We start from the raw sequence: 14,639 nt of genomic DNA on the forward strand, positions 1-14,639 counted from the left end.
GCGGGGGGGGGGGCGAAGGGGGGGGCAGGGGGGGGGGTGGGGGGGGGCCTCCGGGTGCGAAATGCTCGTTGGGCTTGGTTTAGCCCGGGGGGGGGCGGGGCCTGGGGCGACCCCCCCCGGTCCCGCCCGGAGCCCGACCGACCGGTCGCCGGTCGGGCTCCGGGGCTGCGCGCACCTCGCGTCGTCCGGACGCGCCGCCCCGCGTCACGGCACGGTGCCCCGGACCGCACCATGAGGAAGACCGCCGGACGTTGACCCGCGTCGTGCCCGGGAGAAGGCTGGGACCACCTGCACCGGCGCACCGCAGCCCCACGGCCGACCCGGAGCCGCCGCAGGCGAGAGCCGCACACGACCGTGTGCCCGAGGGCTCCGGCGAGGCGCCGCGAGCCTCACGCACCGCGACCGCGACCCGCCGAGACCCCGCCCGGCCCGCCGCCCGCACGGCGCACCGACCCGCAGGCGAGTGGATCTCGGAGGGGGACCACCATGGCAGCCGTCGACACCGTCCAGCACCTCGGAACCGAGCACGGGTACCGGTTCTTCGAGAGCGTCCTCGAGAAGTCCGACGACGCCCGCGCCCTGCACGGCGAGCTCACCGCGCTCGGGCTCGAGGCGCAGCCCGAGCGCACCCAGCTGTTCTCGGTGTTCAGCCCGGACAGCCTGCAGTCCATCGCGATCTCGGTCACGCCGTTCAGCAGCAAGGACCAGACCCAGGAGGGCGGGCTGAGCGTGTCCGAGGGCGGGCACGCGCAGGCCGTCGTCGTCGACATCACCGACAGCACCAGGATCGTCGCGTTCGAGCACCTGGCGCTCCAGGACGGCCAGGTCGTCCGCTCGAAGCACGACACCGAGGAGCTGACCCGAGGCCGCGAGGAGGGCAAGGGCCGTGCGTCCGACGGGTACATCCGCGAGCTCGCGGAGCGTGCGGGGAAGGTCCCGGCCGGCCGGCACCTCGTCGAGATCGAGGCCCGTCAGGTGCGCTCGCTCGCGAGCGTCTCCTACAACACGCTGCTCGGCGACGACTTCTCCCAGTCGGTGCACGACAAGGAGGAGATCACGGCGCTCCAGGGCAGCACGCGGCTCGTCGCCGAGATCGGGCTGTTCGTGCTGTTCCGCACGTCGGGCTCGGCGTGCTGCAGCTGCTCGTGCTCGTGCTGGGGATCGAGCAGCTGCAGCTGCAGCTATGCCGGCTGACCACGGGGACCGCCCGGTGCGCGCCGACGACCGGCTGCGCGTGCCGGAGCGGTTCACGGTCGTCCCGGCGCCCGACGGGTCGTTCCGCCTGCACTCGCTGACGTTCTCGCTCGAGCTGCGCGGCGGGCGGGACGACCTGCTCGGGCGCCTGCTCGCGCTGCTCGACCGCGAGCGCCCGTGGGCCGAGGTGCTCGGGGCGTTCGAGCCGGAGGACCGTCCCCGGGTGGCCGCGGAGGTCGACGCGCTGCTCGAGCGGGGTGCGCTCGAGGTCGTGCACGACGTGCCGGGGCTGAGCGCGGCCGAGCGCCGGCGCCTCGCCCCGCAGATCGCGTTCTTCTCCCACTTCGTCGCACCCGAGCGGGAGGGCGCGGCGGACGACGGGACGGGTGAGGCGCTCCCGCGGTCCGGCGAGGAGTACCAGCTCCTGCTCGCCCGCAGCACGGTCGTGGTCGTCGGGCTCGGGGCCACGGGCTCCGCGGTCGTGCGGGCGCTCGCCGTCGCGGGCGTCGGTCGCGTCGTCGTGTGCGATCCCGGGACGGTCGACGCCGGGGACCGGGCCTCGGACGGGCTGCTCGGCGGCGCGACCCCGGGCGAGCCGCGCGCGGCGGTCGTGCAGCAGCGCGTCGAGGACCTCGGGACCGGGACGTCGGTCGAGCCGGCCGACCGGCCCGAGGACGTCGACGGGTGGGTCCGGCTGCTCGACGGCGCGGCGTGCGCGGTGCTCGCGGAGGACTCCGCCGACCCGCGCGCGTACGAGCTGGTCAACGAGGCGGCGCTCGTCACCGGGACCCCGTGGTCGAGCGCGCGCCCCGCGGGCTTCGAGGTCCACGTGGGCCCGACGGTGCTCCCGCACGAGACTGCGTGCTGGACCTGCTTCGAGCTCCGTCGCCGCAGCAACGTCCCGGACCTCGCCGAGCTCGACCTCGTGGAGCGGCACGCGCGTGTCGCCGGGCTGCGGCCCGAGCACCTCCTCGTGAGCCCCGCGGCGGCGCTCCTCGCGCTCGAGGTCGTCAAGGTCGTGACCCTGTTCACGGCGCCCGCCTCCTACGCGCACCTGCTGAGCCTGAGCCTCGTGAACGGGACGACGCGGCTCCACCCGGTGCTGCGGGTGCCGCGGTGCCCCGCGTGCGGGCGCTCGGCGCAGGCGCGCCCGACCATCCACGTGTGGCAGCGCAGCGCGGGGGAGGACGCCCGTGACCGGGACGCTGTCGCACGCTGAGCACGTCGCCGAGCCGGTCGTCGAGCCGGCACCCACCGGCGCCGACGTCGACCGCGAGGGGGCGGCCGGAGACCTGGGGTCGCGTCGCCGGGCGGCGCGCGGACCGGCGCGCGCGGCGCCGTCACCCGTGGACGACCTCACCGGGCTCGTCCGCTGGGTGCTCGACATCCCGGCCGAGCCGGGCGAGCCCACGATCTTCAACGCGTCCGTGAAGATGGCCGCGACGACCGTCTACAACGAGCACCCCTGCTACGACAACAACGGCGGGTCCGGCCTGACCGCCCAGGACGCGCGGGGCGCGGCGCTCGGCGAGGGGCTCGAACGGTACTGCTGCTCGGTGTACGACCACGGCGACCTCGTCGTCGGCACCTACGACGAGGTGTCCCGGACGCACCCGGCGGTGCGCCCCGACGACCTCGCGCTGTTCCGTCCGCACGTCGGCACGGCCCCGGGCACCCTGCCGGCCACGGCCCCGGCGAGCGCGCACGCGCACGACGTGCCACTCGCGTGGGTGTGGGCCTGGCGCCCCGTCCCGCGCAGCGCGGTGCTCGTCCCGGCGTGCCTCGTCTACATGCCGTACTTCCCGGGGACCCCCGACGAGGTGGTCCTCGCGCCCGCGGTGTCGACGGGGCTCGCGTGCGCCGCGACCGTCGACGACGCGGTGCTGCGCGGGCTGTGCGAGGCGGTCGAGCGGGACGCGTTCATGATCACGTGGATGAACCGCCTCCCGGTCCCGCGGGTCGACCTCACGTCGCACCCGCGCCTGCGTCGCGTCTACGAGGACCGCCTCGCGCGCGACGGCCTGGAGTACCTGCTCGTGCGGACCACGACCGACCTGGGCGTCCCCAGCTTCCTGTGCGTGCTCCTGGACCACCGGCGCTCGCCCACGATGATCTCGGTCGGTGGCGCGGCGGGGCTCGACCCGGTCCGGGCGGCGACGAAGGCGATGACCGAGGCGGTGCAGACCCGCGAGTGGGGCAAGTTCCTCGGCGGGCCCGAGGGGCGGGCGCCGTTCGCGGCGGCGTACGACGACGTCCGGGACTTCGAGGACCACGTGCGCCTCTACGCCTACGGCGACATGGAGCACGCGGTGGAGTTCCTGCGGGCGGGGCCCGTCGTGGGCGTCGACGAGGGGGTGCCCGCCGGTTCGCCGGCGCCCGCGGCGGCCCCGCGCTCCGTGGCGGGCGACCTCGCGGCGGTGCTGGACCGGCTCGACGACGCGGGGCTCGACGTCCTCGCGCTCGACCTCACCACGACCGACGTGGCCGAGGCCGGCTACCGCGTCGCGCGCACGATCGTCCCGCAGCTCCAGCCGCTCGACGCCGACCACCGCCTCCGGTTCCTCGGCGGGCGCCGGCTCTACGAGGCCCCGGTCCGGATGGGGTACCGGTCGGGACCCTCGACCGTGGCGGACCTCAACCCCGTGCCCCATCCCTACCCGTGACGGCAGGTGCGACGTGATCGGTGCGGCGGGCGAGGGCGACGCGGACGACCGCGCGTTCGAGACGTACCACGAGGCCAGCAAGCAGCGCCGGCACGACCTCGCGTTCGCGCAGCGCGTCTACAGCCTCGGCGCGAGCCCCGTGTTCCACGACGTCGCGTCCCGGACGTTCAAGCGGTACCCGGGCGCCCTCGTGACGCCGCTGCCCGCGGTGGAGCCGCTCGCGGTGCCGCTCGACGACGCGGTGGCCCGGCGCCGTTCCACGCGTGCGCTCGACCCGGGCGTGGGCGTGGCGCTCGCGGAGGTGTCGCGGCTGCTGCACCTCGCCGACGGCATCACGGGCACGCTGCACCTGGCGCGGGAGGGCATCGACCAGCCGGTCCGCGCGGTGCCGTCCGGCGGTGCGCTCTACCCGGTGGAGACGTACCTCGTCGCCGAGCGTGTCGACGGCCTGGACCCGGGCCTCTACCACTACGCGCCCGAGCCGCACGCGCTCGAGGCTCTGCGCCCCGGGTCGGCGTCCGCGGAGCTCGTGCGGGCGACGAGCGACCCCGTCTTCCGCTCCGCGGCTGCCACCGTCGTGCTGACCGCGGTGCTCGCGCGCCCGGCGTTCAAGTACGGCGAGCGCGCGTACCGGTTCGCGCTCCTCGAGGCGGGCCACGTGTGCCAGAACCTCCTCCTCGGCCTCGCGTCCGCGGGCCTCGCGGGCGCACCGTTCGGCGGCTTCCTCGACGACGAGGTGCACGGGCTCCTCGACGTGGACGGGGTCGACGAGGTCGCGCTCTACCTCGTCGCGCTCGGGCACGCCGCCCGGCGACCCGGCCCCGTCCCGCCACCGGACGTCGGCGAGCTGACCGAGCGGCTGCTGCGCTCGCTCGGCGCGGGCCCGGGCGCCGACCCTCGTGCGGACCCCGACGCGCGCAGGGACGGTCGCGCCGACGGACGGTGACCCCGCGTCGGCGCGCGGACGACGGGCCCGTGCGGGAGGGTGGCCCCATGTGTGGCAGGTACGCGAGCGCACGCCGGGACGCCGACATCGCCGGCGCCCTCGCGGTGCAGGAGATCGTCGACGAGGAGACCCCGCCGTCCTGGAACGTGGCGCCGCAGCAGGACATCCGGGTCGTGCTCGAACGCACGCCGCGCGGCGCACCCGAGGACGCCGGCCCCGTCCGGCAGCTCCGGCGGGTGCGCTGGGGTCTCGTGCCGGCGTGGGCCAAGGACGACGAGGTCACGAAGGTCGGCGCCCGGATGATCAACGCACGCTCGGAGTCGCTCACCGAGAAGCCCGCGTTCAAGCGCGCCGCGGCGAAGCGCCGGTGCCTGGTCCCGATGGACGGCTTCTTCGAGTGGCGCAAGAACGCCGACGGGACCAAGACCCCGTTCTTCCTGCACGCCGGGGGTGACCTCATCGCCGCCGCGGGGCTCTACGAGCTGCGCCCGGACCCGGAGCGACCGGGGGAGTGGCTGTGGACGGCGACGGTCGCGACCCGCGCGGCGACCGACACCCTCGGCGAGATCCACGAGCGCTGCCCGGTGCTCGTCACGCCGGACCGGGTCGACGCGTGGCTCGACCCCCACCTGACCGCCCTGGACGCCGTCGAGGCGCTCCTCGCGGCGCTGCCCGAGCCGCACCTCGAGCCGCGCGAGGTCGGCGCGGCGGTCGGGAACGTCCGCAACGACGGCCCGCACCTCGTGGAGCCGGCGGCCGGGTAGCGGCGCGCGAACGTCGGGCGACGGACCCGAGGCAGCGCCCCGACGATCACCGGCTCCCGGTAACGGCGCGGCCCGTGAGCCGCGCGCTGGCGGTGGTGCGGCGCGCGCGTTCCGAAAATGTTTCGCTCAGCCCGTTGCTGCACGCGCGACGAATACCGCGCGCTCGCGTGCGCTGGCGCATGATTTGCGGCGGCTTGCGGCTATTGACGGCCGCTGCGCGGCATGGCTAGGGTCCACATCCGGACACATATTGCGAAACTGTTTCGATGCGCGACGGCGCGCAGTCGACCGGTGGCGCGACGCGTCCGGTGCTCGAGCGATCGACGTCGTCCGGCGTCCTGCGGGCGTGACCGGTGCGGGTACCCGCGTCGGCTCGGCCCCAGGGCGGCGGCCGCGCCCACGGCCCGTGGGCCCGACGAACTGGACTCCCAACGAAGGGAAGCTGTCGTGAAGCCTCGTAGGTCGGCGCTCGTCGCCACGGTGGGTGGGTTGGCTCTGGTCCTGGGAGCGTGCTCGGGCGGTGGGACCGCCGACGGCGCCGCGCAGGACCCCGACGCCGAGGTGACGTTCTGGTCCTTCACCGGCATCGGCGCCCAGGAGGGGCTCGACGAGTACCTCACCAAGAAGCCCGACGCGAAGGTCAAGCTCTCCGAGGTGGGGAGCACCACCGAGACCGCGACCGCCCTGACCGCGGCGCTCGCCGGCGGCGAGGTGCCCGACCTCGTGATGATCCAGAACGACGACCTGCCCAAGTTCGTGGAGAACCCGGGCAACTTCGTCGACCTGCGCACGCTCGGCGGCGACGACCTCGGCGACGACTACCTCGACTGGGCCACGAGCTTCGCGACGGCGGAGGACGGCTCCCTCATCGGCGTCCCGACCGACGTCGGGGGCCTCGGCCTCGCCTACCGGGCGGACCTGTTCGAGGCGGCAGGCCTGCCCACCGACCCGGCCGAGGTGGCCGCGGCGTGGTCCACGTGGGACGACTTCATCGCGATGGGCACGGCGTACACCGAGAAGACCGGGCAGCCGTTCGTCGACAACGTCGAGACCACCGTCTTCTTCTCGACCGTGAACCAGGTCGACGAGAAGTACTACTCGGACGACGGCGAGCTGATCTACGACACCAACCCCGAGGTGAAGGATGCCTTCCAGGTCGCCGTGGACACCTACGAGGCCGGGCTCAGCGCGGACATCGCCGCGTGGTCCTCGGGCTGGGACCCCGGCCGGGCCAACGGGTCGTTCGCCGTGTCGATCGCTCCCTCGTGGATGCTCTCGCAGATCAAGAACGCCGCCCCGGACACCGCCGGGAAGTGGCGCGTGACGTCCGTGCCCGGGGTCGGCGGCAACTGGGGCGGCAGCGTCATCGCGATCCCCGCCCGTGCCGAGAACAAGGCCGGCGCCTGGCAGTACATCGAGACGATGATGTCGCCCGACGCCCAGGCCGAGCACTTCGAGAAGACCGGCACCTTCCCCGCCGCGAAGGTGGCGCTGACCACGGAGGCCGTGCTCAGCCACACCGACGAGTTCTTCGGCGACTCGCCCATCGGCAAGGTCATGAGCGAGTCGGTGCTCCAGGCCACGTCCTCCTACAACGGGCCCGACACCGGGGCCATCGGCGGGGGGCTGCTCAACGCGCTCGCGGACATGCAGACCGGCAACACCGCTCCCGAGGACGCGTGGGAGACCGGCCTGAAGAACGTCGAGGAAGCCATCGGCGGCTGACCGACCACCCTGGCTGCCCCGACAACGCGGGTGGCCCGGCCGTGACCGGGCCGCCCGCGGACGGAGGAAGAGCGTGTCCACGACCATCACCCCCACCCGTGTGACCGAGCCGCGCCGGCAGCGGGGCGACGAGCCCGTCCGGCTCAGGACCTCGTTCCTCGAACGGCTGGCCCCCTACGCCTACGTCGCGCCGTTCTTCGTGATCTTCGGGATCTTCGGCCTGTTCCCGCTCGTGTTCACCTTCTATGTCGCGCTGTTCGACTGGAACCCGATCGGGGAGCAGACGTTCATCGGGCTGGCGAACTTCGAGCGCCTGTTCGCCGACTCCCGGTTCTGGAACGCGCTGGTGAACACGTTCGGGATCTTCGTGATCTCGACGGTCCCGCAGCTCGTCCTCGCGCTCGGCCTCGCCCACCTGCTCAACCACGCGCGGCTGCGGTGGGCGACGTTCTTCCGGATGTCGATGCTGCTGCCGTACATCACGTCCGTCGCCGCGACGGCGATCGTGTTCGGCCAGATCTTCGACCGCAACTTCGGGCTGCTCAACTGGGGTCTGGGCCTGGTGGGCGTCGAACCGGTCAACTTCCTCGCGTCCCGGTTCGGCTCCTGGGTCGAGATCTCCGCGATGGTGACGTGGCGCTGGTTCGGCTACAACACGCTGCTCTACCTCGCGGGCTTGCAGGCGATCCCGCGGGAGATGTACGAGGCGGCGTCGGTGGACGGTGCCAACGGCTGGCAGCAGTTCACACGCCTGACGATCCCGTCCCTGCGCCCGATCATCGTCTTCACCGTCGTCATGTCGACGATCGGGGGGCTGCAGATCTTCACCGAGCCGCTCCTCGTCGCACCGGAGTCCGGGCTCACGTGCGGTGCGGCGCGCCAGTGCCAGACCCTCGCGCTCTTCCTCTACGAGCAGGGCTTCGGGCAGTTCGAGTTCGGCTACGGCTCCGCGGTGGGCGTCGTGCTGTTCTTCGTCGTGGTGATCGCCGCGGCGCTCAACTTCTTCCTGGCCACCCGCACCCGAGGAGGTCGCTGATGCCCGCCACGACCGTGACCGCGCCGGTGGCGGCGCCGATCGCGTCCGCTCGTCACGGTGGCCGGCTCGGTGCCGTGCGCTGGTACACCTACGCGCTGCTCGTCGGGGCCGTCGTCGTCTCGGCGTTCCCGCTCTACTACATGTTCGTCGTCGCCTCGGTGGGCGCCACCGCGATCACGTCCTCCCCGCCGCGGCTCCACCCGGGCGGGAACCTCCCGGAGGTCACCGCCAAGGTTCTCGAGCGGGTGCCGTTCCTGCTGTCGCTGCTCAACAGCCTGGTCGTGTCCCTGACGATCGCCGTGGTCTCGGTGCTGCTGTGCGCCCTCGCCGGGTACGCGTTCGCCAAGCTGCGGTTCCCGGGCCGCAACGTGCTGTTCCTCCTGGTGCTGCTCACCATGACCGTCCCGGCCCAGCTGAGCGTCATCCCGCAGTACCTGATCGTCTCGGAGCTCGGGTGGGTCGACAGCCTCCAGGCGATCATCGTCCCGGGCCTGGCGAACGCCTTCGGGATCTTCTGGATGCGCCAGCACATGGCGAGCACGGTCACCGACGAGCTGATCGGGGCGGCCCGGATCGACGGCTGCAGCTCATGGCAGGTCTTCCTCCGCATCGCGTTCCCGGTCGTGCGCCCCGCGGCGTTCGTGCTGGGGCTCATCACGTTCACCGCGGTGTGGAACGACTTCATGTGGCCCTTCATCGTCCTGAAGTCGCCCGAGCTCTTCACGGTCCAGATCGCGCTCAAGCAGCTCCAGGCGAACCGGTCGATCGACATCGCCCTGGCCATGGGCGGCTCGTTCCTCGCGACGCTGCCGCTGCTCGTCGCCTTCGCCTTCGTCGGCCGCCGGATGGTCGCCGGGATCATGGACGGGGCGTTCAAGGGCTGAACGGCGTCGGCGAGTCGGCCGGGTCGCCTGCCCGCGCGTCCCGCGCCCCGACGGCGGGGCGCGGCGCGGGCGGTCAGGCGTCCGGGGCGGGGCCCGTGGAGTCGCGCACGACGAGCGAGGTGGCGAGCTGGACGTACCGGGAGGCGGGCTCGACGCCCGCGGACATCGCGAGCACCGTCTCGACCGCCATGCGCCCCATCCCCGTCAGCGGCTGGTGCACCGACGTGAGCGGGGGTGACGTCCAGGCGGCCTGCGGGGTGTCGTCGAACCCGACGACGCTCAGGCGCGCGGGGACCGGGACGCCGAGCTCGCGGGCGGCGCCGAGGACGCCGACGGCGATCTCGTCGTCTCCTGCGATGACCGCCGTGGGGGGCCGGGCGGCGCTCAGCAGCGCGTGGCCGCCGGTCCGGCCGGTGTCGACGGAGAAGAGCCCGTGCCGCACGAGGTCCGGGTCGAGGTCGACGCCGGCGGAGTCGAGCGCCGCCCGGTACCCGTGGAAGCGCTCGCGCGCCGCCGCCGAGGTGTCCGGCCCGCCGATCCACGCGATGCGGCGGTGCCCGAGGGCGAGGAGGTGCTCGGTGGCCGTGCGCCCGCCGGCCCAGTTCGTGGACCCGACGCTCACGACGTCCGGGTCCTCGAGGTCGACGGGGTCCACCATCACGAACGGGATCCGTGCCTCCGCGGCGGCCTCGAGCAGCGCGGTGGGCGTCCCGAGGGTCAGGCCGACGAGCCCGACGACGCCGGCGACCTGCTGCTCGGCCACCCACGCCCGCGCGGCCGACCTCGTGCCGCGGACCGCCCGGTCCGGGGCGAGGCGGACGAGGAGGTTCGCGTCCGCGGCGGTCGTCGCCGCGAGGACCCCCTGGAGGACGTGGGTGATGTACGGCGAGTCGAGCGCGTCGAGCACGGCGGCCAGGGTCCGGGCGCGCGGCGGGTTCCACTGCGACACCGGCGGCCGGTAGCCGAGCTCCTCCACGGCCGCGAGGACGCGGGTGCGCGTGTCGGCGGCGACGTCGCTGCGTTCGTTGAGCACCTTGGAGACGGTGCCCTTCGTGACGCCCGCGAGGCGCGCGACGTCGACGAGAGTCGTGCGCTGCTGGGGACGCCCGGCCATGGTGCTCCTGTCTCGAAACCTGTTTCGAGGCTATCGAGCAGGTCCGCGCACGTCAACGCGCCGCTCGTGCCCGCGTGTTGCCGGTTGACGCTGCGACCCAGCGCTCGGTAGCGTCCGCACCGATCCGCAGTGTTGCGAAACTGTTGCGGCCTCGTAGCGACAGGAGTCCCCATGCCGTCACAGCGCCCCCGGATCGACGGACGCGTCGCCGACGACCGCCCGCTCCGGCACGTGTGGAGCCACTGCGTCGGCGCCGGTCGCGCCAACGAGGCGCTGCGCGCCGACTGGCAGGGGCACTTCCGGGAGGCGGTCGAGACGCTCGGCGTCCGGCACGTCCGCTTCCACGGCCTCTTCCACGACGACATGTTCGTGTACCGCGCGAGCGACGGCGGCGGCTTCGGGCCACCCACACCGCTCGCCGAGCCCCGGTTCACCTTCGCGTACGTCGACAAGGTCGTCGACTTCCTCCTGGACGCGGGGGCGCGGCCGTTCGTCGAGCTCGGGTTCATGCCGCGTGAGCTGGCCACGCAGACCGAGACCGTGTTCTGGTGGGGGGCGCACTGCAGCCCGCCGACGGACATGGCCCGCTGGGTCGACCTCGTGACCGCGACCCTCGACCACTGGGTCGAGCGCTACGGGATCGCGGAGGTGCGACGGTGGCGGTTCGAGGTCTGGAACGAGCCGAACCTCGTCCCGCACTTCTGGACGGGCACCCGGACCGAGTACCTCGAGCTCTACGAGGCCACCGCGCGGGCGGTCAAGGCCGTGGACCCGCAGCTGAAGGTCGGCGGACCGTCCACGAGCGTCTTCGTGCCGGACGACCGGTACCGGGGCGAGTACGAGGACCGGTCGGCCGAGCACGCGACCGCCGAGGCGGAGGACGTGGACGCGCTCGACTGGCGCCCGGTGTGGATCCACGAGCTGATCGCGTGGTGCCACGACCGCGACGTCCCGCTCGACTTCCTCTCGACGCACCTGTACCCCACGGACGCCGCGTTCGGCGCCGACGGCGAGCTGCGCCACCTCGAGCGCCACGTCGACGCGACCCACCAGGACCTGCTGCTGCTCCGCGACCTCATCGCGGCGAGCCCGTTCCCGGCGGCCGAGCTCCACATCACCGAGTGGTCGAGCTCGCCGTCGAGCCGCGACGCGATGCACGACACGGTGTTCGCCGCGACGTACGTCACGCGCGCGCTCCTGCGCGGGGCCGGCGTGGCCGACTCCATCTCCTACTGGACGTTCACCGACGTGTTCGAGGAGGGCGGCGCCGGCATCGGGCCGTTCCACGGCGGGTTCGGCCTGGTCAACGAGCAGGGCATCCACAAGCCGACGTTCCACGCGTTCGCGATGCTCGCGCGGCTCGGCGACCGGGTGCTCCTCGCCGCGCCGCACGGGGTGATCACGCAGCACTCCGGCTCGGGCGACGTCGCCGCGGTGCTGCTCCACTACCCGGAGGAGATGGGGACGCGGGGGATCGGCTCCGCGCGCTCCTACGCGGCGACCCGCGGGCTCGCGCGCACGGGACCGGACCTGCGCGTCCGCCACACCGTCGACGGGCTGAGGCCGGGCGCGGCGTACCGGGTGGAGCAGGTCGACTGGGAGCACGGGAACGTCGCGGAGGCGTGGCACCGGATGGGGGAGCCGCTCAACCTGACCCGGGAGCAGGAGGCGCACCTGCGCACCGTCGCGGACGGCCTGCTCCGCAGCGAGCTGACGGTGGACGGCGACGGCGTGCTCACGATCGACCTCGGCCTGCCCCCGTGGGCGGTCGTCTCGGTCACCAGCGCACCCTGAGAGCGGCCGGGAGCCCCGCGCGGGCGAGCAGCGGCGGTCGTCAGTTCCTCGCGGAACGGCGGTCGAGCTGCCCGGGCACGAGCGGGAACGGGACGAGGTGGTGGGCGAGCGCAGCCGCTTCGACGTCCCTCGCCGCCGCGACGTGGACGTGCGCCCCGCGGCGCTCGAAGACGACGAGGACCGCGGAGGTCCCGGGGACGAGGTCGCGCGCCATCGCCGCCACGTCGTCGTCCCGTACCGTGCCGCGGCCCGCGACCGCCAGCCCCGCGACGCCCGCGACCGTCGCGAGGTCCTCGTCGGGGAGCACCTCGAGCTCGTGCGGCGTCCGGCGGCGCACCACGAGCACGTCGACCAGGCCGAGGCCGCGGTCCGCCGCGAGGCGCCGCAGCTCGGCGGTCACCGCGGCGGGGGCGCGCTCGCCCGAGAACGCCAGCGCCACGAACTCGACCGGGCCGTGACCCGTGCTCGGTGACGCGCGCGGGGTGCTCGTCCCCGGCGACGGCCGGCGAGCACCGGCCGCCGCCGGGGCCGAGGACGGCGCGCCCTGCCCCCTGCGGAAGGGCCGCACCAGGAGCGGTCCGAGGACCGGCTCCAGGACGCCCAGCACGACGGTCAGCACCGCGACGGTCACGACGAAGGCGGTCGTCCTCACGGCGAGGTCGCCGTCGAGCAGCCAAGCGGCCGCGAGGAGACCCGCCGCGACCGACACCAGGTGGACGAGCGTGCGGACCAGGACACGGGTCACGGCGCCTCCCTCGGCACGGGGCGCGGCGGCCGAGCGGGAGCACCGCCGGCGGGGGACTGCCCGGGAGGGGTCGCCGGTCGGCGCCGCCGGTGCTCCTCCTCGGCCTCGCGCAGGAGCTGGGCGGTGTACTCCTGCGTGACCCCGGAGAGCCGGCCCGCGCGCATCGGGGCGAAGCCCCCTCGCACCGCCGCCCCGCCGTCCGGCCCCTCGGCGTCACGCTCGAGGTGCTCGGGCCGGCCGGCCCTCCGGAACCCCCACACCGTGCGGCGCCCTCGTCCGGCCGCCGGCGTCACGCCAGCGCCCTCGCCTTCAGGGCGTCGAACTCGCTCGGAGTGATCGCGCCGGTGTCGAGGAGCTGCTTGCCCGTCGCGATCTGGTCCGCCGGCATCGGGCGGGCCGCGACCTCGCGGATGTAGGCGTCGGCGTCCTGCTGCGCGGCCCGGGCCGACGCCAGCGACCGCTCGCTCATCCCACGCCCACGGGCGACGAGGTAGATCAGTGCCGCGAGGAACGGTGCGATGAACAGGACCACGACCCAGAGCGCCTTCCAGCCGCCCGCGAGGTCCTTGTCACGCACCAGGTCGGCGAAGATCTGGAACATCACCATCAGGTAGGCGATGAAGAAGAAGCTCCACACGAGCAGCCAGAAGAAGTCCCAGAAGTCCACGACCTGCCTCCTGCCACGATCGGATCCGCGCCGGTCGGCGCCCAGCGACCACGAGCGTCGTCCGCCCGGGACCCGCTTCGCCTCACCCGAAAGTCGCGAACGGCCCCGGTGCCCTCGTCGCCGGCGTCCCGGTCCCGTCAGCGGTCGTCGGGGATCGTCACGACCTCGACGATCGCGACCCCGAGCTGCGCGAGGTAGTTGAGGATGCCCTGGAGCTCGCCCTGGTCCCGGACGGCGCCGGTGAGGGTGGTCTGCATCACCTGCACGGTCGGCGTCAGGTGCGGGAACGGTGCGAGCATCTCCTCGGAGATCTCGGCGCTCACCCGGATCAGCATGCGTGGCATCCCGCTCCCCTCGCCGGCGTCCGGCCCGCGGTCCGTCGCCCGATCGGGCCCCGCCGGCGCCGCGTCGTCCTCACGCGGCATCGGCATCGACCGTAGATCCGTGCGGTCGGGAGCGTGTCACCCGGGTCGGGTGAAGGCGCCGAGGAGCCGGGGCTGCTCATCCGCGGCGGGTGATCGTCGCGCGGGAGCGGTGCTGCACCCTTCGAGAGGGAGGTCGACCGCCCGCTGGAGCCGGTGCGAGGGGAGGGCCCTGTGGTCAGTCTCGTGGCGCTGCAGTACGACGACGTGGGCGAGGCGTCGCGTGCCGCGGCCCGGGTCGTGCGCCCGGGGGACCGTGCCTCGCCCGCCGGCGCGTCGGCACCGAGCACGGGCGGGCTCGCCGTGGCGTGGTGGACGTCCCGTGCGCCCAGCCCGAGCTTCCGCCCGCTGACCACGCCGGGGAGCCCGCACGTCGGCCCGGCGTTCTGGGGCCTGCTCTTCGGGACCGTCTTCTACCTCCCGCTCATCGGTGCCGCGCTGGGCCGCACGACCGGGACGGACTCCGACCTGCTCGCCGACCTCGGCATCGGCGACACCTTCGTCAACCGGCTCCGGGACCAGCTCGTCCCGGGGACGTCCGCGCTCGTCGTGGTGTGGACGCAGCCGGACACGGTCTCGCTGCTCGCGCTCGGGGCCGCGCACGACCACCACCTCGCCCTGGTCGCCGGGTTCGACGACGCGCAGCAGGCGGCGCTGTGGGAGGTGTTCGGCGGCTGACGGCGCT

General features: G+C 74.0%; 14 protein-coding genes. 10 read left to right on the forward strand and 4 right to left on the reverse strand.

Going from position 1 to position 14,639, the window contains the following annotated elements; translation table 11 throughout:
- Nucleotides 1–486: 486 nt before the first annotated feature.
- The 8 genes from ACWFNE_RS07555 to ACWFNE_RS07590 all read left to right on the forward strand — a co-directional run bounded on the left by ACWFNE_RS07555 (nucleotide 487) and on the right by ACWFNE_RS07590 (nucleotide 9,212).
- Complete coding sequence (locus tag ACWFNE_RS07555; protein ID WP_452121813.1) at nucleotides 487–1,194, forward strand: hypothetical protein; 708 nt, start codon at nucleotides 487–489, stop codon at nucleotides 1,192–1,194.
- Nucleotides 1,184–2,413: a TOMM precursor leader peptide-binding protein gene (locus tag ACWFNE_RS07560; protein WP_452121814.1), complete on the forward strand. Its 1,230-nt coding sequence runs from the start codon at nucleotides 1,184–1,186 to the stop codon at nucleotides 2,411–2,413. The genes ACWFNE_RS07555 and ACWFNE_RS07560 overlap by 11 nt, the downstream gene beginning before the upstream one ends.
- The gene (locus ACWFNE_RS07565; protein WP_452121815.1) at nucleotides 2,388–3,857 is read left to right on the forward strand and encodes a YcaO-like family protein; all 1,470 of its coding nucleotides are present in this window, start codon (nucleotides 2,388–2,390) and stop codon (nucleotides 3,855–3,857) included. Before ACWFNE_RS07560 ends, ACWFNE_RS07565 begins: the two co-directional genes overlap by 26 nt.
- A gap of 13 nt (nucleotides 3,858–3,870) precedes the next feature.
- The gene (locus ACWFNE_RS07570; protein WP_452121816.1) at nucleotides 3,871–4,803 is read left to right on the forward strand and encodes a SagB/ThcOx family dehydrogenase; all 933 of its coding nucleotides are present in this window, start codon (nucleotides 3,871–3,873) and stop codon (nucleotides 4,801–4,803) included.
- Between the two features lie 47 nt (nucleotides 4,804–4,850).
- Nucleotides 4,851–5,567, forward strand: a complete 717-nt coding sequence (locus tag ACWFNE_RS07575; RefSeq protein ID WP_452121817.1) for an SOS response-associated peptidase — start codon at nucleotides 4,851–4,853, stop codon at nucleotides 5,565–5,567.
- A gap of 447 nt (nucleotides 5,568–6,014) precedes the next feature.
- Nucleotides 6,015–7,292, forward strand: a complete 1,278-nt coding sequence (locus ACWFNE_RS07580; protein ID WP_452121818.1) for an ABC transporter substrate-binding protein — start codon at nucleotides 6,015–6,017, stop codon at nucleotides 7,290–7,292.
- A 73-nt stretch (nucleotides 7,293–7,365) separates the two neighbouring features.
- Nucleotides 7,366–8,328: a carbohydrate ABC transporter permease gene (locus tag ACWFNE_RS07585; RefSeq protein WP_452121819.1), complete on the forward strand. Its 963-nt coding sequence runs from the start codon at nucleotides 7,366–7,368 to the stop codon at nucleotides 8,326–8,328.
- Complete coding sequence (locus ACWFNE_RS07590; protein WP_452121820.1) at nucleotides 8,328–9,212, forward strand: carbohydrate ABC transporter permease; 885 nt, start codon at nucleotides 8,328–8,330, stop codon at nucleotides 9,210–9,212. The genes ACWFNE_RS07585 and ACWFNE_RS07590 overlap by 1 nt, the downstream gene beginning before the upstream one ends.
- 73 nt (nucleotides 9,213–9,285) lie before the next feature.
- On the opposite strand, the gene ACWFNE_RS07595 is transcribed toward ACWFNE_RS07590, so the two are convergent.
- Nucleotides 9,286–10,326: a LacI family DNA-binding transcriptional regulator gene (locus ACWFNE_RS07595; RefSeq protein WP_452121821.1), complete on the reverse strand. Its 1,041-nt coding sequence runs from the start codon at nucleotides 10,324–10,326 to the stop codon at nucleotides 9,286–9,288.
- A gap of 171 nt (nucleotides 10,327–10,497) precedes the next feature.
- Here ACWFNE_RS07595 and ACWFNE_RS07600 point away from each other — a divergent pair, with 171 nt between their 5' ends.
- On the forward strand, nucleotides 10,498–12,120 hold the full coding sequence (locus tag ACWFNE_RS07600; RefSeq protein WP_452121822.1) for a GH39 family glycosyl hydrolase: 1,623 nt from the start codon (nucleotides 10,498–10,500) through the stop codon (nucleotides 12,118–12,120).
- A 40-nt stretch (nucleotides 12,121–12,160) separates the two neighbouring features.
- Here ACWFNE_RS07600 and ACWFNE_RS07605 read toward each other — a convergent pair whose 3' ends face one another.
- The 3 genes from ACWFNE_RS07605 to ACWFNE_RS07615 form a co-directional block, all read right to left on the reverse strand.
- Entirely contained in the window at nucleotides 12,161–12,865 is a 705-nt protein-coding gene (locus ACWFNE_RS07605) for a DUF6325 family protein (RefSeq protein WP_452121823.1), read from the reverse strand.
- A 289-nt stretch (nucleotides 12,866–13,154) separates the two neighbouring features.
- Complete coding sequence (locus ACWFNE_RS07610; RefSeq protein ID WP_452121824.1) at nucleotides 13,155–13,532, reverse strand: hypothetical protein; 378 nt, start codon at nucleotides 13,530–13,532, stop codon at nucleotides 13,155–13,157.
- Nucleotides 13,533–13,669: 137 nt separating this feature from the next.
- Nucleotides 13,670–13,876 carry a hypothetical protein gene (locus ACWFNE_RS07615; RefSeq protein ID WP_452121825.1) on the reverse strand — a complete coding sequence of 69 codons (207 nt, stop codon included), beginning with the start codon at nucleotides 13,874–13,876 and terminating at the stop codon, nucleotides 13,670–13,672.
- A gap of 252 nt (nucleotides 13,877–14,128) precedes the next feature.
- Here ACWFNE_RS07615 and ACWFNE_RS07620 point away from each other — a divergent pair, with 252 nt between their 5' ends.
- Entirely contained in the window at nucleotides 14,129–14,632 is a 504-nt protein-coding gene (locus ACWFNE_RS07620; protein WP_452121826.1) for a DUF1269 domain-containing protein, read from the forward strand.
- The last annotated feature ends 7 nt before the right edge of the window (nucleotides 14,633–14,639 follow it).

It is taken from the genome of Cellulomonas sp. NPDC055163, assembly GCF_053607065.1.

What these genes read in the sequence shown, in the direction of transcription:
- ACWFNE_RS07595 (WP_452121821.1), bottom strand. Translation starts at nt 10,326, where the DNA reads ATGGCCGGGCGTCCCCAGCAGCGCACGACTCTCGTCGACGTCGCGCGC.
- ACWFNE_RS07590 (WP_452121820.1), top strand. Translation starts at nt 8,328, where the DNA reads ATGCCCGCCACGACCGTGACCGCGCCGGTGGCGGCGCCGATCGCGTCC.
- ACWFNE_RS07600 (WP_452121822.1), top strand. Translation starts at nt 10,498, where the DNA reads ATGCCGTCACAGCGCCCCCGGATCGACGGACGCGTCGCCGACGACCGC.
- ACWFNE_RS07560 (WP_452121814.1), top strand. Translation starts at nt 1,184, where the DNA reads ATGCCGGCTGACCACGGGGACCGCCCGGTGCGCGCCGACGACCGGCTG.
- ACWFNE_RS07575 (WP_452121817.1), top strand. Translation starts at nt 4,851, where the DNA reads ATGTGTGGCAGGTACGCGAGCGCACGCCGGGACGCCGACATCGCCGGC.
- ACWFNE_RS07615 (WP_452121825.1), bottom strand. Translation starts at nt 13,876, where the DNA reads ATGCCACGCATGCTGATCCGGGTGAGCGCCGAGATCTCCGAGGAGATG.
- ACWFNE_RS07555 (WP_452121813.1), top strand. Translation starts at nt 487, where the DNA reads ATGGCAGCCGTCGACACCGTCCAGCACCTCGGAACCGAGCACGGGTAC.